Source organism: Streptomyces sp. NPDC051662 (genome assembly GCF_040681655.1).
Classification (GTDB): domain Bacteria; phylum Actinomycetota; class Actinomycetes; order Streptomycetales; family Streptomycetaceae; genus Streptomyces.
Genome location: NZ_JBFAZD010000012.1, coordinates 199268 through 222947, shown reverse-complemented (window position 1 = coordinate 222947; position 23680 = coordinate 199268). Strand labels below are relative to the sequence as shown.

Annotated in this window: 25 protein-coding genes; 15 read left to right on the top strand and 10 right to left on the bottom strand. The window is 70.9% G+C overall.

Going from position 1 to position 23680, the window contains the following annotated elements; translation table 11 throughout:
* Positions 1-18: 18 nt before the first annotated feature.
* Positions 19-306, top strand: coding sequence for a DUF1416 domain-containing protein (locus AB0M67_RS21885; RefSeq protein ID WP_030353448.1), 288 nt, complete (start codon positions 19-21; stop codon positions 304-306).
* A gap of 176 nt (positions 307-482) precedes the next feature.
* Positions 483-821 carry a DUF3099 domain-containing protein gene (locus AB0M67_RS21880; protein ID WP_365747777.1) on the top strand — a complete coding sequence of 113 codons (339 nt, stop codon included), beginning with the start codon at positions 483-485 and terminating at the stop codon, positions 819-821.
* On the opposite strand, the gene AB0M67_RS21875 is transcribed toward AB0M67_RS21880, so the two are convergent.
* Positions 815-1183 carry a DsrE family protein gene (locus AB0M67_RS21875; RefSeq protein ID WP_365747776.1) on the bottom strand — a complete coding sequence of 123 codons (369 nt, stop codon included), beginning with the start codon at positions 1181-1183 and terminating at the stop codon, positions 815-817. The genes AB0M67_RS21880 and AB0M67_RS21875 overlap by 7 nt on opposite strands.
* Positions 1184-1552: 369 nt before the next feature.
* On the opposite strand from AB0M67_RS21875, the gene AB0M67_RS21870 reads away from it, so the two are divergent.
* The 3 genes from AB0M67_RS21870 to AB0M67_RS21860 all read left to right on the top strand — a co-directional run bounded on the left by AB0M67_RS21870 (position 1553) and on the right by AB0M67_RS21860 (position 3685).
* Positions 1553-2125 carry an FABP family protein gene (locus AB0M67_RS21870; protein WP_249952245.1) on the top strand — a complete coding sequence of 191 codons (573 nt, stop codon included), beginning with the start codon at positions 1553-1555 and terminating at the stop codon, positions 2123-2125.
* Between the two features lie 146 nt (positions 2126-2271).
* Positions 2272-2709, top strand: a complete 438-nt coding sequence (locus AB0M67_RS21865) for a transcriptional repressor (RefSeq protein ID WP_365747774.1) — start codon at positions 2272-2274, stop codon at positions 2707-2709.
* Between the two features lie 10 nt (positions 2710-2719).
* On the top strand, positions 2720-3685 hold the full coding sequence (locus tag AB0M67_RS21860) for a folate-binding protein (protein ID WP_365747772.1): 966 nt from the start codon (positions 2720-2722) through the stop codon (positions 3683-3685).
* Between the two features lie 101 nt (positions 3686-3786).
* On the opposite strand, the gene dtd is transcribed toward AB0M67_RS21860, so the two are convergent.
* Positions 3787-4224 carry a D-aminoacyl-tRNA deacylase gene (dtd, locus tag AB0M67_RS21855; RefSeq protein WP_365747770.1) on the bottom strand — a complete coding sequence of 146 codons (438 nt, stop codon included), beginning with the start codon at positions 4222-4224 and terminating at the stop codon, positions 3787-3789.
* Positions 4225-4390: 166 nt separating this feature from the next.
* Between dtd and AB0M67_RS21850 the strand changes: the two genes are divergently transcribed.
* The 3 genes from AB0M67_RS21850 (at position 4391) to AB0M67_RS21840 (ending at position 7658) form a co-directional block, all read left to right on the top strand.
* The gene (locus tag AB0M67_RS21850) at positions 4391-5086 is read left to right on the top strand and encodes an ABC transporter substrate-binding protein (RefSeq protein WP_365747768.1); all 696 of its coding nucleotides are present in this window, start codon (positions 4391-4393) and stop codon (positions 5084-5086) included.
* 147 nt (positions 5087-5233) lie between these two features.
* Entirely contained in the window at positions 5234-6208 is a 975-nt protein-coding gene (locus tag AB0M67_RS21845; RefSeq protein WP_365747766.1) for an asparaginase, read from the top strand.
* Between the two features lie 205 nt (positions 6209-6413).
* A complete protein-coding gene (locus AB0M67_RS21840) occupies positions 6414-7658 on the top strand; it encodes a GNAT family N-acetyltransferase (RefSeq protein WP_365747764.1) in 1245 nt (414 codons plus the stop codon).
* A gap of 108 nt (positions 7659-7766) precedes the next feature.
* Here AB0M67_RS21840 and AB0M67_RS21835 read toward each other — a convergent pair whose 3' ends face one another.
* Together AB0M67_RS21835 and AB0M67_RS21830 are read right to left on the bottom strand one after the other, a co-directional pair.
* Positions 7767-8534 (bottom strand): ABC transporter permease, encoded by a 768-nt coding sequence (locus AB0M67_RS21835; protein ID WP_365747762.1) that lies wholly within the window; start codon positions 8532-8534, stop codon positions 7767-7769.
* A complete protein-coding gene (locus tag AB0M67_RS21830; protein ID WP_365747760.1) occupies positions 8527-9585 on the bottom strand; it encodes an ATP-binding cassette domain-containing protein in 1059 nt (352 codons plus the stop codon). The genes AB0M67_RS21835 and AB0M67_RS21830 overlap by 8 nt, the downstream gene beginning before the upstream one ends.
* 126 nt (positions 9586-9711) lie before the next feature.
* On the opposite strand from AB0M67_RS21830, the gene AB0M67_RS21825 reads away from it, so the two are divergent.
* Positions 9712-10578, top strand: a complete 867-nt coding sequence (locus AB0M67_RS21825; RefSeq protein ID WP_365747758.1) for a TetR/AcrR family transcriptional regulator — start codon at positions 9712-9714, stop codon at positions 10576-10578.
* Positions 10579-10631: 53 nt separating this feature from the next.
* Here AB0M67_RS21825 and AB0M67_RS21820 read toward each other — a convergent pair whose 3' ends face one another.
* Positions 10632-11603: a zinc-binding dehydrogenase gene (locus AB0M67_RS21820; RefSeq protein ID WP_365747756.1), complete on the bottom strand. Its 972-nt coding sequence runs from the start codon at positions 11601-11603 to the stop codon at positions 10632-10634.
* A 143-nt stretch (positions 11604-11746) separates the two neighbouring features.
* Between AB0M67_RS21820 and AB0M67_RS21815 the strand changes: the two genes are divergently transcribed.
* From AB0M67_RS21815 to AB0M67_RS21805, 3 genes are all read left to right on the top strand, one after another.
* Positions 11747-12364, top strand: coding sequence for a TetR family transcriptional regulator (locus AB0M67_RS21815; RefSeq protein WP_365747754.1), 618 nt, complete (start codon positions 11747-11749; stop codon positions 12362-12364).
* A gap of 72 nt (positions 12365-12436) precedes the next feature.
* Positions 12437-14593 (top strand): ATP-binding domain-containing protein, encoded by a 2157-nt coding sequence (locus tag AB0M67_RS21810; protein ID WP_365747752.1) that lies wholly within the window; start codon positions 12437-12439, stop codon positions 14591-14593.
* Positions 14594-14921: 328 nt separating this feature from the next.
* Complete coding sequence (locus AB0M67_RS21805; RefSeq protein WP_365747750.1) at positions 14922-15236, top strand: hypothetical protein; 315 nt, start codon at positions 14922-14924, stop codon at positions 15234-15236.
* 38 nt (positions 15237-15274) lie between these two features.
* Here AB0M67_RS21805 and AB0M67_RS21800 read toward each other — a convergent pair whose 3' ends face one another.
* On the bottom strand, positions 15275-15973 hold the full coding sequence (locus AB0M67_RS21800) for a TetR/AcrR family transcriptional regulator (protein ID WP_365747749.1): 699 nt from the start codon (positions 15971-15973) through the stop codon (positions 15275-15277).
* Positions 15974-16257: 284 nt separating this feature from the next.
* Here AB0M67_RS21800 and helR point away from each other — a divergent pair, with 284 nt between their 5' ends.
* The gene (helR, locus tag AB0M67_RS21795) at positions 16258-18411 is read left to right on the top strand and encodes an RNA polymerase recycling motor ATPase HelR (protein ID WP_365747747.1); all 2154 of its coding nucleotides are present in this window, start codon (positions 16258-16260) and stop codon (positions 18409-18411) included.
* Positions 18412-18512: 101 nt separating this feature from the next.
* Here the strand turns inward: helR and AB0M67_RS21790 are convergent, their stop codons facing one another.
* The 3 genes from AB0M67_RS21790 to AB0M67_RS21780 form a co-directional block, all read right to left on the bottom strand.
* Positions 18513-19373 carry a GNAT family N-acetyltransferase gene (locus AB0M67_RS21790; RefSeq protein ID WP_365747746.1) on the bottom strand — a complete coding sequence of 287 codons (861 nt, stop codon included), beginning with the start codon at positions 19371-19373 and terminating at the stop codon, positions 18513-18515.
* Between the two features lie 178 nt (positions 19374-19551).
* A complete protein-coding gene (locus AB0M67_RS21785) occupies positions 19552-19716 on the bottom strand; it encodes a hypothetical protein (RefSeq protein WP_365747744.1) in 165 nt (54 codons plus the stop codon).
* Between the two features lie 75 nt (positions 19717-19791).
* Complete coding sequence (locus tag AB0M67_RS21780; RefSeq protein WP_365747742.1) at positions 19792-20772, bottom strand: winged helix-turn-helix domain-containing protein; 981 nt, start codon at positions 20770-20772, stop codon at positions 19792-19794.
* 89 nt (positions 20773-20861) lie between these two features.
* Between AB0M67_RS21780 and AB0M67_RS21775 the strand changes: the two genes are divergently transcribed.
* Together AB0M67_RS21775 and AB0M67_RS21770 are read left to right on the top strand one after the other, a co-directional pair.
* Entirely contained in the window at positions 20862-22157 is a 1296-nt protein-coding gene (locus AB0M67_RS21775) for an MFS transporter (protein WP_365747740.1), read from the top strand.
* A gap of 119 nt (positions 22158-22276) precedes the next feature.
* Positions 22277-22891, top strand: a complete 615-nt coding sequence (locus AB0M67_RS21770; protein ID WP_365747739.1) for a DinB family protein — start codon at positions 22277-22279, stop codon at positions 22889-22891.
* 87 nt (positions 22892-22978) lie between these two features.
* Here the strand turns inward: AB0M67_RS21770 and AB0M67_RS21765 are convergent, their stop codons facing one another.
* A complete protein-coding gene (locus AB0M67_RS21765) occupies positions 22979-23671 on the bottom strand; it encodes a TetR/AcrR family transcriptional regulator C-terminal domain-containing protein (protein WP_365747737.1) in 693 nt (230 codons plus the stop codon).
* Positions 23672-23680 lie beyond the last annotated feature (9 nt).

The window sequence follows — 23680 nt, the reverse complement described above, 5'->3', positions numbered from 1 at the left end:
CCCGGAGGACTGAACAGTATGTGTGGAGCACAGGCCGGCGGCCCCGACGCTTCGACGATCAAGCCCGGTGAGACCACCATCCAGGGTTCCGTGACCCGCGACGGCGAGCCCGTCACCGGTTACGTACGCCTGCTGGACTCGACCGGAGAGTTCACCGCGGAGGTCCCGACCTCGGCGACCGGCCAGTTCCGCTTCTACGCGGCGGAGGGTACGTGGACGCTGCGCGCCCTCGTCCCGGGCGCCACGGCGGACCGTACGGTCGTCGCGCAGACCGGGGGCCTCTCCGAGGTCGCGATCGCGGTCTGAAGCTCTTCGCGATCGCGGTCTGACAGCTCTTCGCGATCCGAGCGCTTCTTCTCACGGCCGGAGGGCCGCACCCCTGAGGTGCGGCCCTCCGGCCTGTTCGGGCAGGGGCAGGCCGGGGCGGGCAGGGGCAGGCCGGGGCGGGCCGGGCCGGGAAATTCCGGACGTACACTGAAAATATGTACGCGCGACGCCGTCGTCGGTACTTTCTGCTCATGGGCGTCTGTCTGGTGCTCTTCGTCAGCGCCTGGACATTCGTGCGGGATATCTCGGTCCCCGCCGCCGTCGCCCTCACCCTTGTCGCGATGTTCATACCGCCCGCCGCCGCCATCGTGGGCAACACCAAGGACAAGACCGACCGCTGGTGGGACGATCCGCCGGACGGCGCTCCGTCCGAGTCCGAGAAGTGGCTGGACGAACTGGACCACAGGAAGGACCACGAGCGGCGGGAGCGGTACGGCGCGAGCCATGGCGACGAGCCCGGCGCGAGGCCGACCAGGAGACCGGACGGTCAGTAGACGAGCGCCTGCACGCCGTCCGCCATGATCTCGCTGACGAAGACCTGAGCCCCGGCGATCCGTACGCCGTCCAGCACATCCTTCTCCGTGATGTCCCGCCGTGCCGCGCACTGCGTGCACAGCGTGATCAGACCGGCGGCCTGGATCGACTCGATGAGCTCGGGCAGCGGCGCGGAGTGCGGCAGCTCGAACTGCGCCGCCCGCCCCGGCAGCGCGAACCACGCGGACTCACCCGTCAGCCACAGCGAGACCTCCACCCCACTGGCCACGGCGACGGCCGCCACGGTGAAGGCCTGGGAGCAGCGCTCGGGGGCGTCGGCCCCGGCGGTCACTTTGATCACGAGCTTCTTCGTGGAGTGCATACGCCGAACTGTAATCTCAGCCGCGAAAAGCCCGGATCCGCGGAGCCCGGCCCGGGCCCGGCCCGGGGGCTCCCGTACCGCCGCCGCTCTCCCCAGGGTCCCGGTGAAGGGTCGGAGTACCTCGCCGAGAGGGCCGGGCCCCCACCCATTAGGCTGGGGCCCGGCCCTTACCGCCCATACCGCTCATCCGAGGAGCACGCCGTGCTTGAGGCTTTCTTCACTTCCCTGCTGGTCCTCGTCTGCGTCGGCGTGCTCGCTTTCGCCGTTCTGGCCGTGAAGAAGCTGTACCAGGGTCAGCGCTGACATCCCGCGCCTGTCGCCGCACGCTGGTCACCCCGTCCTCACCCCTACAGATCGCCTGAGCTGCTCATGATCGAGATCCCGTCCGACCTGCATCCGGACCTTGTTCCCCTCGCCTTCCTCCTCGGCAACTGGGAGGGCGTCGGTGTCTTCGACTTCCCGGGAGACGAGAAGGCCAACTTCGGCCAGGAGGTCACCTTCAGCCACGACGGCCGGGACTTCGTCGAGTACGTCTCGCACACCTGGGCGCTCGACGACGAGGGCAAGAAGGTCAGGCCGATCGAGTCGGAGGCCGGGTACTGGCGGATCGACAAGGACCGCAAGGTCGAGGTCGTGATGGTCAGGGACCAGGGCGTCGTGGAGGTCTGGTACGGCGAGCTGGCCGACCAGAAGCCGCAGATCGACCTGGTGACCGACGCGGTGGCCCGTACGGCGGCCTCCGGGCCCTACAGCGGTGGGAAGCGGCTGTACGGCTATGTGAAGGGCGACCTGATGTGGGTGGGCGAGAAGTCCACCCCCGAGGTCCCGTTGCGCCCGTACATGTCGGCGCATCTGAAGAAGGTCGTGTCCCCGGACCAGGTCGAGGCATGGGCCAAGGACCTCGGCGACCTCCCGGACGACGGCATCGCCTTCTTCAAGTAAGACCCACGTCACCTCCGGGCAAGCCCCGAGCAAGCCCCGCGCAAGGACCCGCGCGAGACCCGCGCTCGACCTGTGCGCGTCCGGGAGGCTCTAGATCCTCTTCCTGGAAAGCCGCCCGCGCCGCCGCGCCTGCCTACACTGGGGGCGTGGTGAGCACCGACTGGAAGAGCGACCTGCGTGAGCGTGGGTACCGGCTGACCCCTCAGCGCCAGCTTGTCCTCGAAGCTGTCGACTCCCTGGAGCACGCGACACCCGACGACATCCTCTGCGAGGTGCGCAGGACCGCCTCCGGGGTGAACATCTCCACCGTCTACCGGACCCTGGAGCTGCTGGAGGAGCTGGGCCTCGTCTCGCACGCCCACCTCGGGCACGGCGCTCCCACGTACCACCTCGCCGACCGGCACCACCACATCCACCTGGTCTGCCGGGACTGCACCCATGTCATCGAGGCGGATATCGAGGTGGCCGCGGAGTTCACCGCCAAGCTGCGCGAGGACTTCGGGTTCACGACCGACATGAAGCACTTCGCGATCTTCGGCCGGTGCCAGAACTGCGCGGCCCGCGCCGCCAACGGCGAGTCGTAGGCTGAACACCATGAAGAGCCCTCTGCTGTCCCTGCCCGGAGCCGTCGCCGCCGAAGGACAGGACGAAGGTGTCGCCGCCCACTACGGTGATCTGTTCCGCGAACAACGCGCACTCGCCGATGGCACCGGCCTGGTGGATCTCTCGCACCGCGGAGTCATCACCGTCACCGGGGACGACCGGCTGAGCTGGCTGCATCTGCTGCTCACCCAGCACGTCAGCGAGCTGCCCGTCGGCCGGGCCACGGAAGCGCTGATCCTCTCCCCGCACGGCCATATCGAGCACGCGCTGTATCTGGTGGACGACGGCGCCACGGTCTGGGCGCATGTCGAGCCCGGCACGCGGGAAGCGCTGATCGGCTATCTGGAGTCGATGAAGTTCTTCTACCGGGTCGAGGTCGCGGACCGTACGGACGACATCGCGGTCGTCCACCTGCCGGCGGGCTCCATCGCCGAGGCGCCCGAGGGCGTCGCCGTACGGGAGACCTCATACGGCCGGGATCTCTTCCTGCCCCGTGCCGACCTGGAGTCGTACGCCGCCGCGCACGGCCCGGTCGCCGGGATCCTCGCGTACGAGGCGCTGCGGATCGAGGGGCACCGGCCGCGCCTCGGCTTCGAGACCGACCACCGGACCATCCCGCACGAGGTGGGACTGATCGGCACCGCGGTCCATCTCGACAAGGGCTGCTACCGGGGCCAGGAGACCGTGGCCCGCGTCCAGAACCTGGGGAAGCCGCCGCGTCGGCTGGTCTTCCTGCACCTGGACGGCAGCGATGTCCATCTGCCGGGTCACGGCACTCCGGTCCGGCTCGCCGCCGACGGCGCCGAGGGGCGTCAGCTGGGCTTCATCACCACCTCGGCCCGCCATCACGAGCTGGGGCCGATCGCGCTGGCCCTGATCAAGCGCAATGTGCCGCTGGACGCGCCACTGCTGGCGGGGGACACGGCGGCGGCGCAGGAGACGGTGGTCGAGGCGTAGGGCCCGTCGTTCGGATCTTGCCGGGCTCCCGTAGGCGTGTACGGGCCATGGGCCGTCTCCCGTAGGCGTGTACGGCCGCGGGCCGTCTCCCGTACCGCGCCTCACATGTCGAGCAGCACCGTGAACGGGCCGTGATTCGTGAGCGAGACGCGCATGTCCGCTCCGAACCGGCCCGTCTCCACCTTCGCGCCCAGCGCCCGCAGCTGTGCCACCACCTCGTCGACCAGCGGTTCGGCCACCGAGCCGGGGGCCGCCGCGTTCCAGGTGGGGCGGCGGCCCTTCCGGGCGTCCCCGTAGAGAGTGAACTGCGAGATCACGAGAAGCGGGGCGTTCACCTCTGAACAGGACTTCTCGCCCTCCAGCATCCGTATCGACCAGAGCTTGCGGGCCAGCCGTTCCGCCTGCTCCACCGTGTCCTCGTGGGTGACTCCCACCAGCACACACAAGCCCTCACCGATGATCTCGCCGACTGTTTCCGGCCCGGACTCCGTCTCGGCCACGACGCTCGCGCCGTCGACTCTCTGCACCACTGCTCGCATACGGATCAACCTATCGGGGGCCGAACGGGTGCAGAGTGCCCGCATACGCGGTCGTGGGAGTGGCACGATGCACGGAGGCGGTGCGTTCTGCGTACCTGTCGAGGGATGGGGGTTCCCAGCGGATAGGGGCAGGGGTCTCTCAGCGGAGCGAGGGGAAGTACGCGCGATGAGCACATCTGGCGCCGGGCAGGCGCCCGGTCCCGTACCGACGACCCGTACGACCACCGGGACAGGCAGCGGACCGGCCGTCGGTCCCGGCATGGACCACGGGCCGGGAGCGGCGGGCCCGGGAGCCGCGGGGCCGGGAGCGGCGGCCCAGGGGAGCGGGGGGCCCCGGCCGCCCGTGCAGCGGACCGGCGGTGAGGGCACGTTGCCCGCGCCCCGGCCGTACGACTTCGGCGTGCTGCGGCTGCCGGAACTGCGCGCGCTGCGCCGTGACTCGCAGCGGGACGAGGCCGATCTGAGCTATCTGCGGCGGCTGCTCCAGGGCAGGATCGACATCCTGCGGGCCGAGCTGGCCCGTCGTACCGCCCCCGAGATCCGGGTGGTCGACCGGCTGTCGGAGATCCTGACCGACTCTCCTTCCCGGCACCGCTCGTCCGCCCGCCATGTCACGCTCTCCACCCCCCGCAGCGAGGAGTACCGCCTGCTGGCCGCCGAGACGCTCGCCGAGGTGGAGCTGTCCGACCTGGCGGCCCGTACGGACGAGGAGCTGCATACGGCGATGGGGCGGCTGGTCCGCAACGAGCAGCAGCTCTCGCGCCGCCGCCATCAGTTGCAGCGGACGGCGGACGACTGCAGCGCGGAGATCGCCCGGAGGTACCGTGAGGGTGAAGCGCAGGTGGACGATCTGCTGACGTAGTGATTCCGTCTGACTCCGTGTTGATTCCGTGTTGATCCGTACCGTCCCAACTGCCCGCTGATCAGAGTGGATCCGTGCGGATCCGGGTGGGTCCGTGCGGATCCGCGCCGTACCGCGCGAGCGGGTGCCCCCAGTACCGGAAGGCCGATGATGTCCTCCAGCTCCCACGTCATATCGTCGGCCGTACCGCCGGTACTCGCCGAAGTCGTACGCTCCGGCTTCGTCGAGGGCAGTCACCGGGGAACGCTGGTGCTGCTGGCGGCGGACGGCACGGTCGAGCTGGAGCTCGGAGACCCCGAGGCCCCGGTCTTCCCCCGCTCCAGCAACAAGCCCATGCAGGCCGCGGCCGTGCTCCGGGCCGGGGTGGAGCTGTCCGGGGAGCGGCTGGCGCTGGCGGCGGCGAGCCACGCGGGCGAGGGGTTCCATCTCGCTCTCGTCCGTACGATGCTCGCCGAACACGGGCTGACGGCCGAGGATCTGCGGACGCCGCCCGATCTGCCGCTCGACCGGGTCGAGGCGGAGGCGTATCTCGCCGCCGGCGGGGTGCGGGAGCGGATCGTCATGAACTGTTCGGGCAAGCACACCGCGATGCTGGCGGCCTGCGCACACAACGGCTGGCCGACGGAGAGTTATCTGGACCCGGCGCATCCGGTGCAGAAGCTCGTCCGGATGGTGATCGAGGAGACGGCGGCCGAGCGGGTCCCCACGATCGGAACGGACGGCTGCGGCGCCCCGCTGATGGCGATCAGCCTCACCGGTCTCGCGCGTGCCTTCCGTCACTTCGTCCTCGCGGCGCCGGGGTCGGCCGAGCGGCGGGTGGCGGACGCGATGCGCGCCCACCCCGAGTACGTCGGGGGGACCCGCAGGTCCGACACCTGGCTGATGAGGGAGGTGCCGGGCACGCTCGCCAAGATGGGCGCGGAGGCGGTTCAGGCGGTGGCGCTGCCGGACGGCCGTGCGCTGGCCTTCAAGATCGACGACGGCGGGGGCCGGGCGCGGGGGCCTGTGCTGAAGCGGGCGCTCCAACTGCTGGGCGTGGAGGCCGAGGTGCTTGGCCGGATCGGGCGGGCGCCGCTGCTGGGCGGCGGTGTGGAGGTCGGGGCGGTGCGGGCGGCGTTCTGAGGGCGCGGGACTGTCGGGGGCTCTGGGATCGCCGGGGGCTCCGGGTTCGCCGGGGGGCTCTGGGACCTCTGGGACCGCCGGGGGCTCCGGGTTCGCCGGGACCTCTGGGGCTCTGAGACCTCCGGGAGCTCTGGGACCTCCGGGGCTGGTGAGCCGGCGGAAATCCGGATGCGGCGGGCCGCCGGGACCGCCTAGCGTGACGAGCATGAGCCCTGTCGACGTCCGTACGGTCACCGAAACCGAGTATCCCGACTGGCTGCGCGCCCTGGACACCGGGTTTCTGCGGGCGCCGGGCGCCTCGGACGAACAGGCGCCCGCGCGGACGGCGCACTTCCAACCGGACCGTACGCGCGGCGCGTTCGACGAGGGGCGCTGCGTCGCCACCTTCCGGTCCTTCGCACAGCAACTGACGGTCGTCGGCGGCGCCGTGCTCCCCGCGGACGCCGTCAGCAATGTGACCGTGTCGCCCACGCACCGTCGGCGCGGGCTGCTCAGCCGGATGATGGCCGCCGATCTGGCGGCGGCGAAGGAGCGCGGGGACGCCGTCGCCACGCTGGTCGCCGCCGAGTATCCGATCTACGGGCGGTACGGGTTCGGCCCCGCCGCCGGGATCACCGAGTGGGCGATCGATGTGGCACGTACGGGACTTGATCCGCGGTGGTCGGGGCCCGACGACGGCGGCAGGATCGATTTGATCGACCTCGCGGACGTACGGAAACTCGGCCCCGAACTGCATGAGCGCTTCCGGGCGCGCCAGCACGGCGCGATCGACCGTAACGAGCGCTGGTGGGGGGTCGACACCGGTCAGGCGCCGTCCGGCCTGCCCTGGACGGAGCCCTTCAACGCGGTGTACCGCTCGCCGGCCGGTGAGATCGAGGGCCTGATCACCTACGCCTCCGACGACAACTGGGGCGACGCCAAGCAGCCGCTGAACACCGCGTCGGTACGGAAACTGATCGCGCTGACCCCGGCGGCGGAGCGCGCGCTGTGGTACTTCGTCTGCTCGATCGACTGGATCACCACGGTCAGGACGGGGTACCGCGCCCAGGACGATCTGCTGCCCCGGTTCCTTCCCGACCCCCGCGCGGCACGGGTCGTGACACAGGCGGACTTCCTGTGGGTGCGGATCCTCGACACCGTTCGGGCCCTGGAGGCGCGTACGTACGCCGTGCCGGCCACGCTGACGCTGGAGATCCACGACAAGGCCGGTCTGGCGGGCGGGCGGTTCCGGCTGGAGGGGACGCCGGAGGGCGGGGTCTGCGCGCCGACCACGAAGTCACCGGACATCGCGCTGGACGTACGGGAGCTGGGCGCTCTGTATCTGGGGGACGAGTCGGCGGTGCGGCTCGCGACGCTCGGTCTGCTGACCGAGGAGCGGCCGGGGGCGGCGGCGGTCGCGGAGACGCTGTTCCGTACGGCACGGCGGCCTTGGTGCCCGGACATCTTCTGACGGCGGGAGCCGCGTCCGGGGCGTCCGGGGCGGCCCGGGCGCCGTCGTATCGGCAGGTGGTGGCCGCGTACCGGAACTGGTTCCGTACGGCCCCGCCGCCCGAGGTGCTCACGCCGTCCGGGCCCTGAACAGCACCCCCGACAGTCCGAGCGCGAGCGCCAGGAGCCCGCCGCACCACGCCAGCGCCACCCACGGCGCCGAACCGACCGGCAGCCCGAGCAGCAGTCCGCGCAGGGACTCGATGACCGAGGTGACCGGCTGGTGGTCGGCGAAGCCGTGGAGCCAGTCCGGCATGGTGTCGATCGGGACGAAGGCACTGCTCGGGTAGGGCAGGAACATCATGAAGAACGTGAACCCGCCCGCCGCCTCGGGGGACTTGGCGAGCAGACCGATCGCCGCCGAGAGCCAGGAGATGGCCACGATGAAGGCGAACAGGATGCCGGCGGCGGCGAGCGCGGCGGCGGGGGTGGCCGACGGGCGGAAGCCGATCAGGAGGGCGACGCCGAGGACGAGAGCCGTCGAGACGACGTTACGGACGACGCTCGCCGTCACATGCCCGGCGAGGATCGGCGCGCCGCCGATGTCGAGGGAGCGGAAGCGGTCGATGATCCCGCCCTTCATGTCCTCGCTGACGCTCACGGCGGTGCTGGACGAGCCGAAGCCCGCGCAGAGGAGCAGGACGCCGGGGACGACGTAGGTCACATACTCCGTACCCGTGTCGATGGCCCCGCCGAAGAAGTAGACGAAGATCAGCATGAGCAGGATCGGCAGCGCCATCGCGGTGATGACGGCGTCGATATTGCGCCTGCTGAGACGGATGCCGCGACCGGCCATGGTGAGGGCGTGGGTACGGGAGGACGCCAGCGCGTCAGACATGGGTGGGCTCCTGGTCCTGGTCCTGGCTGTGGTCCTGGCTGTCGTTCTGGTGCTGGCTGTCGTTCTGGTTCGGGTTCTGGTCCGGGTTCTGGCTCGGGTTCCGGTGGCGGCCGGTCGCCGGGGGCGCGCCCGTCAGCGCGAGGAAGACATCGTCGAGCGTGGTGCTGTGCAGCGCGAAGCGCGCCACGTCCGTACCGTCCGGGTCGATCTCGTCCAGCAGGGCACGCACCCGCGCGGCGGTGCCGTCGGTCGGCAGCCCGAGCGTGAGGCTCTCGGGCGCGTGGTGGACGGCCCGGGACGCGAGGCGGAGATAGGCCTCCTGGCTGGTCAGTACGAGATCGAGGCGGTGGCCCGCGACCCGGCTCTTCAGCTCCTCCGCCGTACCCTCGGCGACCACCAGGCCGTGGTCGACCACCGCGATGCGGTCCGCCAACTGGTCGGCCTCCTCCAGGTACTGGGTGGTCAGGAAGACGGTGGCGCCGCGCGCGGAGAGAGCCCGTACGACCTGCCACAGCTCCTGGCGGCTGCGCGGGTCGAGGCCGGTGGTCGGCTCGTCCAGGAAGACCACCTCGGGGTCGCCGACCAGACCGGCGGCCAGATCGAGCCGGCGCCGCATGCCGCCGGAGTAGGTGACGGCGAGCCGGCCGCCCGCGTCGGCGAGGCCGAACCGGTCGAGGAGCCCGGCGGCGCGGCGGCGCGCGTCGGCCCTGGAGAGTCCGCTGAGACGGGCCATCATGCGGAGGTTCTCCTCGCCGGTCTGTTTCTCGTCCACGGCGGCGAACTGCCCGGTCAGGCTGATGGCGCCGCGCACCCGGCGCCGGTCGGCGACGACGTCGTACCCGGCGACCCGGGCGGTGCCGCTGTCGGCGGTGGTGAGGGTGGTGAGAATCCGTACGGCCGTTGTCTTGCCCGCGCCGTTGGGGCCGAGGAGCGCGAAGACCGTGCCACGTTCGACACGAAGATCAATCCCGCGCAGGACTCTCACCCGCGCGCTTCCGTTTCCGTACGACTTTTCGAGACCGGTGGCCTCGATGGCCGGGTGCGAGGTCATGGACATCCCCCTTGTTCCGCTGCTCTGCCGGAGATCTACTGCGCATGTCATACGCGCTACTGTGTAAGGGTTACGCATTACTAGGATGGGCGTCAAGCGGGGAGTGGGCGGAGAAGGGCGGAGACGATGACGGATAGCGGTGGCGGTACGGAGTCGCCCGTCGGCGGTACGGGGCTGCCCGCGAGCATCGAGGCCGCCTGGGGGCTGCGGGAACGCCCGGCCAAGGGGCCCAAGCCCGGCATCGGCCTGGCGCGGATCGTCGACGCGGCGGTCGGTATCGCGCGGGCGGAAGGGCTGGGCGCGGTCTCCATGGGGCGGGTCGCCAAAGAACTGGGCGTCTCCACGATGTCGCTGTACCGCTATGTCGCCGCCAAGGACGAGCTGTACGTCCTGATGCATGAGGCGGCCATCGGCGCGCCCCCCGCCCCGCTGGAGCCCGGCACCGGCTGGCGGGAGGCGCTGGCCCAATGGGCCTGGACACAGCGCGAGGCGTACCACCGTGACCTGTGGGCGCTGCGCATCCCGATCTCGGGGCCGCCCGCGACCCCCAACTCGGTGGCGTGGTGGGAGCGCGGCCTCAACGCCCTGGCCGGCACAGGGCTGGACGACGGCACGAAAATATCGGTGATCCTGCTGGTCAGCGGCTTCGTACGGAACGAGGCGACGCTGATGTCCGACCTGGACACGGCCATCAAGGCAAGCGGCTCCTCGGCCCAGCAGGTCATGGCCGACTACGAACGGACCCTCCGCAGACTGGCCGATCCGGCCCGCTACCCGGCGGTCGCCGAACTGCTGGCGGACGGTGGCCTGGACGGCGTGGACGGCCCGGACACGGAGTTCACCTTCGGCCTCGACTGTGTGCTGGACGGGGTCGAGGCGCTGGTACGGAGACGGGGTCGGGAGAAGGGGGAGACGGGGGAGACGGAGGAGGCCGAGGGGGCCGGAGAGCCGAGGGGGCCGGAGGGGCCGCAGGCGATTGTGCCCGCCCGTTGAGAGCCCTTAGCCCGCCAGCCCGCCGCCCGCCAGGCGGTCACGCCGTCAGACCGTCAGATCGTCAGCAGGACCTTCCCCAGCAGGCCGCGGCCCTCGATCGCCCGATGCGCGTCCGCCGCCCTGTCCAGGGGGAACGTGCCGCCGATCACTGGTCGCAGCCGGCCCGCCGCCGTTTCTGTCAGGGCTTGTGCCATCAGCCGTACGCTCTCCCGCTGCGGGATCTGCACGTCCGCGATGCCCAGCAGCCTGATCCTCCGGTCCGCCGCGTGGCGCGCGTCCACCGGGGCGAAGCCGCCCGTCGGTGCGCCATGCGCCGAGAAGCGTCCGCCGTCCGCCGTCAACGGGAAGGCCGCCAGGCCCGTTTCACCTCCCACGCCGTCCAGGACGACATCCGCGCCCCGCGCGCCCAGCGCCTCGCGGGCGCGCGTCGGCCAGTCGTCGCGGGCGCCGTCGATCACGGCATCGGCGCCCAACTCCCGTACGAGAGCGGTCTTCCGCTCACCCCGCGCGACGCCCACGACGTACGCGCCCCGGGCCTTGGCGAGTTGGACCATCAGCGTGCCCATGCCGCCGGACGCGCCCGTGATCAGTACGCGTTCGTCCGCGCTCACCCCGGTGAAGTCCATGAGGGCCAGGGAGGTGACGCTGTCCTGGAACACCGCGGCGGCCGTCTCGAACGGGAGGCCCTCCGGTACGGGTACCAGCGACTCGACCGTGGTCGCGGCCAGCTCCGCCGAGCCGCCGGTGATGCCCATCGAGGCCACGACGCGGCGGCCGGTCCAGTCGGCGTCCACCCCCTCGCCGACCGAGCGCACCGTACCGGCGACCCCACCGCCCAGGATGTACGGGGGCCGTACGGGGAAGTACTCCAGCCCCCAGCCCGCCCGTACCTGCGTCTGTACGAAGACCGTGTCCACCACCGCGACGGCGATCACCACCTCGCCCGGGCCCGCCACCGGGTCGGGCACCTCGGCCGTCACCAGAACCTCGGGACCCCCGAAAGCCGTCACCCGAGCTGCACGCATATCCCCACTCCTTCTCCGCCGCGCCTACGCGCCGTCGCGTTGTCCTCTGCGTTGTTTTCCGCGTTGTTTCCCGTGTTGCTCCTCACGACGAGTCTTGAACTTCAAGTTCGGTTGAGGTCAAGCGCTGCGTACGCTTCGTGCTCATGAACGATCAGGACCTCGGTCTGCGTGAGCGCAAGAAGCGGCAGCGGTACCGGGAGATCTCCGACGCCGCGATCCGGCTCTTCCTCGCGAAGGGCTTCGACCGGGTGTCGGTCGCGGAGGTCGCCGCCGCGGCCGAGATCTCCAGGCCCACCCTCTTCCGGTACTTCCCGACCAAGGAGGATCTGGTACTGCACCGCTTCGCCGACCACGAGGACGAGGCGGCCCGGGTGGTCGCGGGCAGGCCCGACGGCGTACGTCCGCTCGACGCCCTGCGGCTGCACTTCCTGGCGGGACTCGACCGGCGCGACCCGGTGACCGGGCTCAATGACGCCGACGAGGTGCTGGCGTACCACCGGCTGCTGTACGGGACGCCGAGTCTGGTGGCCAGGCTGTACGGGTTTCAGCGGCGCTCCGAGGCGGCGCTGGCCGGGGCTCTCGGCGACGGGATCGAGGGCGCGCTCGGCTCGGGGCAGATCATCGCCGTACAGCGCGTCCTCGCGGAGGAGAACTGGCGGAGGATCGCGGCGGGGGAGAGCGTCGAGGAGGTGTATCCGGACGCCGTCGAGGAAGCGGAGCTGGCCTTCGGGCAGCTGCGTTCCGGGCTGAACATCTGGTGAGCCGGAGCCGGAGCCGGGTAAATTTATGAGACCGGGTAATGTTTTTAACTCGGTTACGTTATTCTCGGTGGGATGAACGGCGACCGCAACCGTCAACGCAACCGTGGACTCGATCGCGAACTCGATCGTGAACGGACCTACCACGAGACCTGCCGCGCCGCGCTGACCGGCATGGTGGACGACGCACACGAACAGGTCGTCACCGGCGAGAACGCCTTCGCATCCGGCGCGGACGCCGAGGTCCTCGGCCGCCATCTGCGCAGTCGCGCCAAGGAATTGCGGCTGGAGCCCGACAGCCCCCTCTTCTTCGGCCGTCTCGACTTCGCGGTGGCGCCGGGCGGCGATCACAGCGGCCAGAGCTACCACATCGGCCGGCGCCGGATCAGCGAACACCCCTCGGCGCCGCCCCTGGTCGTCGACTGGCGCGCGCCCGTCTCGCGCGCCTTCTACCGGGCGAGCGCGCGCGATCCGCAGGGCGTCGCCGTACGCCGCCGGTTCGGCTGGGCGCCCTGGAGCAAGGGGGCGCCGGAGGATCTGACCAGCCTGGAGGACGAGCGGTTGGCGGGCGAGCGGTTGACGTACGAGGGGTCGACGGGCGAGCGGTTGGCAGGCGAGGGGTCCGGTCCGGGGAACGGGGCGCCCCCGGCCGGCAGCGCGATTCTCACCGGCGAGATCGAACGCCCCCGCGTCGGTCCGATGCGCGACATCGCCGCCACCATCCAGCCGGAACAGGACGATCTCGTACGGTCCGACCTCACCCGCTCCGTCTGCGTCCAGGGCGCCCCGGGCACCGGCAAGACCGCCGTAGGGCTGCACCGCGCCGCCTACCTCCTCTACACGTATCCACGCCGGATCCAGCGCGGCGGCCTGCTGATCCTCGGCCCCAACCGCACCTTCCTCTCCTATATCTCCGAAGTGCTGCCCGCCCTCGGGGAGATCGGCATCCGGCAGTCGACGGTCGGGGACGAGATCGCCCGCCATCCGGTGCGCGCGGAGGACCCGGAGGCGGCGGCGGTGGTCAAACATGACGCGCGGATGGCCGAGGTGCTGCGCCGGGCGCTGTACGGGCGGATCGCGGCGCCCGCCGAGCCGCTCACCGTCCCTGACGGTTCGTACCGCTGGCGCCTCGGGCTCGACGAACTGGCCCGGATCGTCGCGGAGGTACGGGCCGAGGCGCCTCCGTACGCCCTGGGCAGGGAACGGGTCCGCAGCCGCGCGGTACGGGAGATCCAGCTCCGGGCGGAACGGCGGGCGGGCCCGAAGTCCGCGGCGTGGGTGCGGCGGGTGGCCGGATCGCGGGCGGTCACCGCGTACCTCGACACGGTCTGGCCCAAGGCGGGGCCCGAGGAGGTGCTCGCGGCCCTGCTCACCGATCCGGAGCCGGCGGCGGAGGGCATCCTCACCCCCGAGGAACGGCGGGCGATCCGATGGGCGAGGCGTTCCGCCCGTACGCCGTCCGCTTCCACGCAACGGGCGGCCGGGCGACTGCCGTGGTCGGCGGCCGATCTGGTGCTGCTCGATGAGCTCGCGTGCCTCATCGAACACCCCGAGGGGTACGGCCATATCGTCATCGACGAGGCGCAGGACCTGTCCCCGATGGAGTGCCGGGCGATCGCCCGCCGGGCGGAGTTCGGTTCGCTGACGGTGCTGGGCGATCTCGCCCAGGGCACCACGCCCTGGGCCGCCCGCTCCTGGCCCGAACTCCTCGCCCATCTGGGCCGACCGGACGCCGCGGTCACTCCGCTGACCACCGGCTTCCGGGTCCCGGGGGCCGTCGTGGAACTCGCCAACCGGCTGCTCGCGTCACTGGATGTCGACGTACCCCCGGCCCGTTCCCTGCGCGGGGACGGAGAATTGACGGTACGTCAGACAGCCGATCCGGCGGGCGCGGTGACCGAAGCGGTACGGAAGGCGCTCGACCGCGAGGGCTCCATCGGCGTCATCGCGGCGGACGCGGAGGCCGAGCGGCTCCGTACCGTACTCACGGCCGCCGGTATCGCCACGACGGCGCCGGACGAACTCGGCGCGTCGGCGGCCCGGGTGGCGGTGCTGCCCGCGACGGCGGCGAAGGGGCTGGAGTACGACCATGTCGTACTCGTCGAGCCGGTGGCCATCGCGGAGGCGGAGGCGCGGGGCCGGCACCGGCTGTATGTGGCCCTCACCCGCGCGGTGTCCCGCCTGGACATCGTGCACAGCCGCCCGCTGCCGGCGGTGCTCGGCATCTCATGACCCGGTGTGCGAGACGGCTCGGGGCCCAACCCGCAGCCCTGACCTGCGCCAATCTCACATCTCACATCTCACATTGACAACCTACTGGCCGGTAGCTGAGTCTGAGAGGGAAACGCACGTTGTGGAAAGAAGGATGCGGTGGACGAGTCCCTGGTGAAGGCAGTGCAGTGGGTCACCCGTGGTGTGGGAGTCGCCCTCGATTACCTCAACCAGCGTGTGGGCATCGTGGGGTTCGGTTCCCGGCGCGACGCCCCTCGCAAGCGCCGCTAGTTCCTGTCCGGTCCGGTCAGACGCACCGGAACGAGGAGTCGGCCGAGCCCCGGCCCCGGTGGCGACGGAGGTCCGCGGGTCGCGCGTCGTGGCGGAGGAGACGATGGTCATCGGCCGCAGGGCCCGGTTCGCGGAAGTGGCGCTCGTGAACGGAACCGTGGGGGTCGTCGTGGCGCCGCGCGGCCGGTTGTTCCTCGCGATCACTTTCACGATCGACGGCGAGAGGATCACCGGCTACGAGGTGATCGCCGACCCGGCCCGCCTTCAGCGGCTCGAATTGGCCGTACTCGACCTACGTGACGCACGTGACGCACGTGACGTACGCGACGCCCCGGGCGGGCCCCTCGATCATCGCGTGCACCGCCGGCTGTGACGTGACATGCGGTGCGGGGCGATTACGGCGCGGGGCGATTACGGCGCGGGGCGTGGAGTGGTGACGGTGCCGTTGATCACCATGTGGAAGATCCAGGCGAGACGCTGCTCGGGGGTGCCGGAGATGAGATCGCCGCCGAGCGCGGCGATACGCGGATAGGAGTCGGCGGACGCCTCGCGCAACGCGGCGACGAGGGCGTGGTGTTCGGCCTCCGCCCCGGCGGACCGGTCGCGGGTGGCCTGTTCGGCCGCGATGGCGGTGGCTACCTGGAGCAGTACGTCGACGCCCCAGGCGGCCTGCCCGTCGGGCACCCGGCCTTCGTGCAGGAGGGAGAGTACGCCCTCGACCAGGGCCAGATAGTTGGGGCCCGAGGGGCGGGCGACCAGCGCGGAGTGGGCGAGGCCGGGGTGCTCGAACAGCACACGCGTATACGAGCCGAGCAGCCGCGCCAGCCGATCGCGCCAGTCGCCGTCGCCCTCACCGGCGGCCGGGGACAGATCGACGGCGCCGAGGAGCTGCTCCAGGATCGCCGCGTGCAGCTCGGCGGCGTTGGCCACGTACACGTACAGCGAGGCGGGACCGGTATCGAGTTCCTGCGCGAGCTGGCGCATGGTGACACGCTGGAGCCCTTCGGCTTCCATCAGACGGACCGCGGTGGCGACGATGCCCTCATAGGTGAGGGCGGGCTTGGCGGGCCGCTCGCGGCGGCTGCGGGGCGCCGGGTTTCTCGGAGTCACGAACCCACCCTAACGAACATGTTCGCCACGGCCGGAACGGGTCGGCGGATCACAGCCGACGGAGGGGGAAAACGGAGAGGGAAAGGGGAGTACCCGCTCCTTTCCACTCTCAACGTATAGCGCACCGGGGGGCTTGCGGCAAGACCCCGGTCATGCCGCAGAATCGCTCGCCGAGGCCGGAACGCCGAGGCCGGAACGCAGTCGTGTGCCGTGCCGGTCCCCAGGCCGGCGATGGACGACGTCCCCGCGCGTCCCGCAAGCGGCCTCAGATCGGAGCCTGATCAGTGAAACCCCTGACCACCAGCGCGTTCGACCTGCCCGACCGTCTCGCCCCCAAGGCGGACCCGGTGCTGATCGGTGGCGACGAGCGGCACTTCGCGGCCATCGCGGAGTGCCTCGCGCAGTCCATCGCCGACCTGTCCGACCGCCTCGACGCCGAGCGCAAGGCGCCCGGCGGCATTGGCCGGCAGGCGATGGACCGGGACATGGAGATTCACCGGCTGACCGCCCGTCTGCGCGCACTGCGCCGGTTCGGTCTGGATCTGTGCCTCGGACGCATGGTCAGCGCGGACGACTCCGAACCCGTGTATGTGGGGCGACTTGGCCTTACGGACAGCGAGGGCCGTCGGCTGCTGCTCGACTGGCGGTCCCCCGCGGTCGAGCCGTTCTTCGGAGCCACCCACGCCAACCCGATGGGTCTGACGAGCCGCCGCAGATATCGCTGGACCCGCGGCCGGGTCGGTGACTACTGGGACGAGGTGTTCACCTCGGACGGGTTCGCCGGGCACGCCGCGCTCGACGACCAGTCCGCCTTCATCGCCGGCCTGGGCGGCAGCCGGTCGGCCCGGATGCGGGACGTGCTCGGCACCATCCAGGCCGACCAGGACGCCATCATCCGCGCGGGATCCCGCGGCGCTCTCGTCGTCGACGGCGGTCCGGGTACGGGGAAGACCGTCGTCGCCCTGCACCGCTCCGCCTACCTCCTCTACGCCGACCCCCGCCTCGGACACCGCCGGGGCGGCGTGCTGTTCGTGGGTCCGCACCAGCCCTACCTGGGGTACGTGGCCGACGTCCTCCCCAGCCTCGGAGAGGAGGGCGTGCAGATCTGCACCCTGCGGGACCTCGTCGCCGAGGGAGCCGCGGCGGCGGTCGAGGCCGACCCGAACGTGGCCCACCTGAAGTCGTCCGCGAACGTGACGAAGGCGATCGAGACAGCCGTCAGGTTCTATGAGGAGCCGCCCACCAAGGGGATGACGATCACGACCCACTGGTCCGACATCCGGCTGAGCGCCGACGACTGGGCCGCGGCGTTCGAGGCGGCGGAACCCGGTACTCCGCACAACGAGGCACGCGACCAGGTCTGGGAGGAGCTGCTCACGATCCTCGTGGACAAGCACGACGGCGATGTCCCCGACGACCAGCTCCGTAAGTCGCTGCTGCGGAACCGGGACCTGGTCACGACCTTCAACCGCGCGTGGCCACTGCTCGAAGCGGCCGACCTCGTCGGAGACCTGTGGTCCGTACCCGCCTATCTGCGGATGTGCGCTCCCTGGCTCGGCCCCGACGATATCCAGCGGCTGCGGCGCGCGGACCCCCAGGCCTGGACGGTGTCCGACCTGCCGTTCCTGGACGCGGCACGGCAGCGGCTCGGCGACCCGGAGACATCGCGGCGCAAGCGTCGGCACAAGGCCTCCCTCGCCGCCGAACGCGAGCAGATGGCCAAGGTCGTCGACGCGCTGCTGGAGGCCGAGGCCGAGGCCGACGGTGAAGGTGTGCTGACGATGCTGCACGGAGAGGACGCACGGCACAGCCTGGTCGACGAGACCGCGGCGCCCGGTATCGAACCGGACCTGCTCGCCGGTCCGTTCGCGCATATCGTCGTGGACGAGGCCCAGGAACTGACCGACGCGGAGTGGCAGATGCTGCTGCTCCGCTGCCCGTCCCGGAGCTTCACCATCGTCGGGGACCGTGCCCAGGCCAGACACGGGTTCACGGAGTCGTGGCGGGAACGGCTGGAGCGGGTCGGGCTCGACCGGATCAACCTGGCCTCCCTGAGCGTCAACTACCGGACGCCGAGAGAGATCATGGCCGAGGCGGAGCCGGTCATCCGGGCCGTACTCCCGGACGCCAACGTGCCGACCTCCATCCGCGGCGGCGACGTCCCCGTCGTCCACGGATCCGTAGCGGATCTGCGCTCGACCCTCGACACCTGGCTCGCCGCACATGCCGACGGGATCGCCTGCGTCATCGGCGACCCCACATTCCGGACGACGCCCCGCGTACGGTCGCTGACCCCGGAGCTGGCGAAGGGCCTCGAATTCGACCTGGTCGTGCTGGTCGACCCGGAGGCGTTCGGCGAGGGCGTCGAAGGAGCGGTCGACCGCTATGTCGCGATGACCCGGGCGACCCAGCGGCTCGTCATCCTCACGAGCTCCTGACGCCACGGCGTGCGGTTGATCGACGGGCTTGATCGACGGGCTTGATCGACGGGCGGCTCGTGGCCCGCCGCGTTCTCGCGGTGGGCCACCAGCGTGTGGGCCTATACGAAGTCGTACACGGCCCAGTCGGTGAGTGTGCGGTAGCCGAGGCGCTGGTAGAGGGCGTTGCTCGTGGGGTTGGACCGATCCGCGAACAGCACGACGTCCTTCGCGCCCGCGGCCAGCGCGGCCCGGCTCACCTCCGCCGTCACGGCGCCCGCGTAGCCGTGACCACGCAGGTGGGCCGGGGTGTAGACGATGTCCACCTGGATCTGGCCGCCGATCATCGGGTTCATGCCCGCGATGGAGACGGGGGTGCCGTCCGGGGTCTCCCAGAGCGTGTAGCGCTTGTCGGCGTAGCGTGTGCCGGCCCAGGAGTGCGCGTCCATGGTGACGACTTCCCCGACGGCCTTGGCGAACTCGCCGCACCAGTACATGACTTGCTCAAGGTCCTCCTCGCCCAGGAGGCGGCCCCGGCCCGCCGGCATCGGCTCCGGTGGGGTGAGTGTGCCGAGACGGTACAGACGGAGCCGCGTGTCACGGATCTTCGGCGTCGCGCCGGTGTGCCGCCGCCAGGCCTCGGCGAAAGCGGTGGCGCTGCCGTGGTCCGCGCTGACGGAGGGCAGGGAGTGTCCGAGGGCGACCAGCTGGGCGGCGAGGGTGTCGGCCTGCTCAGACGTGAGCGGGGTGAGACACAGAGCGCGGGGTGGGAGGCGGTGGAAGGCGGCGTGGACCTCGCCCGCCCGCTCCAGCACACCGAAGACGTGGCCTTCGGCGCCGAACGCCGCCGCCCCTCGCGTTCGCAGTCTCTCGGCCCACGTCAGCGTCATGACGTGCCGGCCGGGCCGCGAGCGCAGGAAGTCCCCGGCCCGGGCGAGGAATTCGTCGACGTCTTCGGTGAGCTGCCAGTTGTCGGAGAGCATGGCCAATGATCGCCCACGCGCTGGATGCCGCGCCGCTGTACTGACAAGCCCGTGTGGCCGCGTCGGCGAGATGACCGGGAGGCTTTCCCGGTGGCGCCGTTGTGCCGCCCGGCATCCGTGGACGGTCCTTCACTCATGAGCGCGCGTGTGTCTGTGGGAGTCACATCATCTGTGGGAGTCACATCAAGGGGGTCAGCCAGCCTTCGAGCACGGCTTCCCGGTCCCGTGAACGCAGGACCTCGGCCGGTCTGTTCTCCTCCCACCACTGGGTCAGCAGGGAAGGCGAGGCGCTGCCCCGCACGAAGTGGGAGAGCAGCCCGAGGTGGGAAATCCGCGTCGGCATCCACCAGGCCTTCCTCACCCTCGGCCGCGCAATCGTCTGCCGGCGGCGCCTCAAAAGCAGTGCTGATCCGATCCCTCAGCCCGTACCGCCTACCAGTGCCTCGCCGAGCGGGGTGCGCCGGTAGAGCACCGACCGTCCGGACCGGGCGCGGACGAGCAGTCCCGCGCCTCGCAGGATAGCGAGGTGGTCTCCTACCGCGCCGGGTGTCATGGCGAGGCTTCGGGCGAGGTGGCTGGTACTGGCCGGGGCGTCCAGCGCCAACAGCAGCCGGGCTCGGGACCGGCCGACCAGAGCGGTCAGGGCGTCCGGTCGGGGGACGCTCTCCTGTTCGCCCCACAGGGCGGCGGTGCCGCGGGCACGATAGATCAAGGTCCTGGGCCAGGGGTCTTCCAGGTGGGCGGCGATATTCGCGACGAAGACCGAAGGGATCAGCAGGAGCCCGTCGCCGGCGAGCCGGACTGTTCCGACGTGGGGGAAGTGGCCGATCTCGATACCGCCGGCTTGCCAGGCGATGCTCGGGTGGAGGCTCTCGATGGTCGTGACCCATCCGTGTTCGCCGATCACACCCACCCGGTGCACGATGTCGCGCTCACAGATCGCGCGCAGTTGCGGCCAGTCCGTGGCGAGCAGTTCGTGCCACGCCTGGTCCATCGCCTCGGCGATCCTGGAGACGGCGTCCGTCGAGTCCAGCACCGCGCGTACGCGGGGATCGCGGGCGGACGGCCCGGTCGTGTTGGTGGCGAATTCGTGGCGGGCCGCTTCCAGCGGTGTGGCCCGGATCGTGGCCAGGTCGTCTGCCCAGGTCTGGTTGAGGCCGCGCGGGGGCGGGGCGACGAAGTTCGGTCCGGATTGGGGGCTGTGCAGGGCGAGGACGGCGTTCAGTTCGGTCTCGTGGCGAAGCCGTTCGAAGGCCGGCAGGAGCCGGGTGGCCCAGGCCCGCGGCAGTGGCCGGTCCTGGCCGGCGAGCGAGCGCAGCAGGAAGCAGAGGTCCATCGCGGGGGAGAGTGCGAAGCGGCTGTGCAGCAGGGCCTCGACGGAGACTTCGAAGCGGAGCACCCTGCGACGTTACCGCAGGACGTCCGTTCCGATTCGTCGAGCGACGAATCATTGTTGGGCGGGGTGGGGGCACGGCGAGGCTGGGCGCCATGACCCCAACCGCCGAACCCGCGCAGGGCAACCACCGTGCCACCTACCGGGAGGTGCTGGCCGAGCCACGATTCCGGCTGCTCTTCTCGACCCGCACCGTCGCGATCACCGCGGACGCGCTGCGGATCACCACGTTCTCGGTGCTGGTCTTCTCGGCCACCGGCTCCGCGCCGCTGAGCGCACTGGCCTTCGGCATCGGCTTCATCCCGCAGCTGTTCGGCTCGCTGCTGCTGGGCTCACTGGCCGACCGACTGCCGCCCCGCGCGCTCATCACCGGCGGCTACGCCTTGACGTGCGCCGCCGCCCTGCTGCTCGCCCTGGTGCGGATGCCGATCGCGGCAAGCCTCGGTGTCGTGGCGCTGGTCGCCCTCGCCACACCGGTGTTTCACGGCGCGTCGAGTCGGCTGGTCGCGCAGTCGCTGGAGGGCGACGCCTATGTACTGGGCCGTTCACTGAACAACATCGCTTCCTCCGGTGCGCAATTGCTCGGACTGGCGCTGGGAGGCGCGGCCGTCGCGGTACTCGGCCCGCACCGGGCGCTCGCGGTGAGCGCCGCCCTCTACCTCGGCTGCGCGCTCGCTATCCGCATCCGGCTACCCCGGCTGCGGCCGGGAGAGTTCGGCGGCACACCCGGCAGTGCCGGGGGCGATGGCGGGGCCGTACGGGCAAGCCTGCACGGTGCCGGCCTGCTGCTGCGCGGACGCACGGTGCGACGACTGATGCTGGCCCAGTGGCTACCGACCGCTTTCGTAGCGGGCGCGGAAGGCCTGATCGTCGCCTACGCCGGAGGACGCCACTTCGCGCCCGGCTGGTACGCGGTGCTGATGGGCTGTCTGCCGGTCGGCATGCTTGTCGGTGACCTGCTGGTGGGCCGACTCCTACTACCACCCACCCGGGAGCGACTGGTAGTCCCGTTGATCGCGCTGATGGGACTGCCGCTGGTCGGCTTCGCCGCCGAGCCCGGAGTGGGCGTCTCGTCCTGTCTGCTGCTGCTCTGCGGATTGGGATTCGCCTACGGTCTCGGCCTGCAACGGCCCTTCCTGGACGCCCTGCCGCGGGATGGCCAGGGCCAGGCCTTCGGTCTGCTCGGCTCCGGCAACATGACGCTGCAGGGCGTCGGGCCGGCCTGCTTCGGCTCGGTGGCCGCAGGCATCGGAACAGGCGGCGCAATCGCCCTGGCAGGTGGCGCGGCGGCGCTTACCGCCGGCTGGATTCTCACCTGGCACCCGCCCACCTCCCCGGTCGAGTCGGCTGCGAGCCGTCACGCACCCCACGCCCACCCCACGTCTCTCTGACAGACAGTCATTCCCGGTAGTTCACTGTGTAAGGAGTCCTGAGCCTCGGCTCTGCCGGCCGTTGCGGACCACGTACGGGATCTTGAGACCACGGACAGCCCATGGAAGGTTCATGCCGCATGATCGATGAATTCGCGAAGGACAACCTGCACGGGAGACTGCGGCGGGACCGCGAGGCACTGCTCTGGAAACTCGACGGCTTGTCCGAATACGACGCCCGCCGACCTTTGACAGCGACCGGGACCAACCTCCTCGGCCTGGTCAAACATGTGGCCACCGTCGAGGCCAGGTACTTCGGCGAGGTCTTCGACCGCCCTTCCCCGGAAGCGCTGTCCCGGTGGCAGGACTCCAACGGCAGCGATCTGTGGGCGGCCGAGGACGAGACCCGCGATCAGGTCATCGAGTTCTACCGGCGCACGTGGGAACACTCGGACGCGACGATCAACGAGCTTCCTCTCGACGCCCCCGGCCATGTGCCGTGGTGGCCGGAGCCCTATGCCAACACGAACCTGTTCGCCGTCATGACCCATGTCCTCGGTGAGTCCAACCGGCATGCCGGGCACGCCGATATCCTGCGCGAGGGCCTCGACGGCCGGACCGGGGTGCGCCCCGAACACGAGAAGCGGATCGACGAGGAAGCCCGTGCGGCCTACTGCGCGAAGATCGAGCAGGCCGCCAGGCCGGCCGCACCCGCAGGGACTGGGCAGCTTGGACCAAACCTCTGGTCCGAGTGATCGCACAGTCCGCCGCGATCCCCCGTCGCCGGGCCGTGACTCTTGACTGCTGAGGCGATGCGAGGGGCCTTCGGCAAGAGCTGAGCGTCACACCGGCGGCCGGGTCAGTCTGGCGGCCACGGCGTCGAGGACCCAGTCCAGGCCGGTCGCGAAGGATGTCTCGGCGTCCACGTCCGTGCCGTCGTACACGGCCTTGGCCAGCGCCGGGAAGCGGCCCGTGGCCAGCATTCTCGTCACATGCGGGCCGTGGGCGCGCTGCCAGTCATGCTTGGACAGGCCCGTGGCGCGCTCGGCCCGCAGGTTCGCGATCTCGCGCCTGATCGCGCCGATGAAGTAGGCGCTGACCGTCTCCACGGCGCGCATGACGGTGTCGACATCGGTGACGCCGTCGAAGGCGGCCAGCGTGGTCTCGGTCACGGCGAGGCCGTTCGGACCCAGGGTCGGACGACCGCCGAGCAGGTCGGCCAGCCATTCGTGACGGAGGGCGGCCTGCCTGGTGCGCTGGGCGAGGCCGCGCAAGGCCTCCCGCCAGTCACCGGGCTCGCCCTCGGGGAGAGTCTCGGCCTGGACCTCGTCCACCATGAGGTCGAACAGCTCCTCCTTGGTGGAGATGTATCTGTACAGCCGCATCGGACCGGCGTCCAGGCGGGCCGCGACCTTGCGCAACGACACCGCCTCCAGCCCGCCCTCGTCGGCGAGCGCGATGGCGGCGGCCACGATCCGCTCCCGGTCGAGCGGCACGGGGCGAGTCGGCGGCTCCGGCCGGTCCCAGACAGTCATGCTCACACC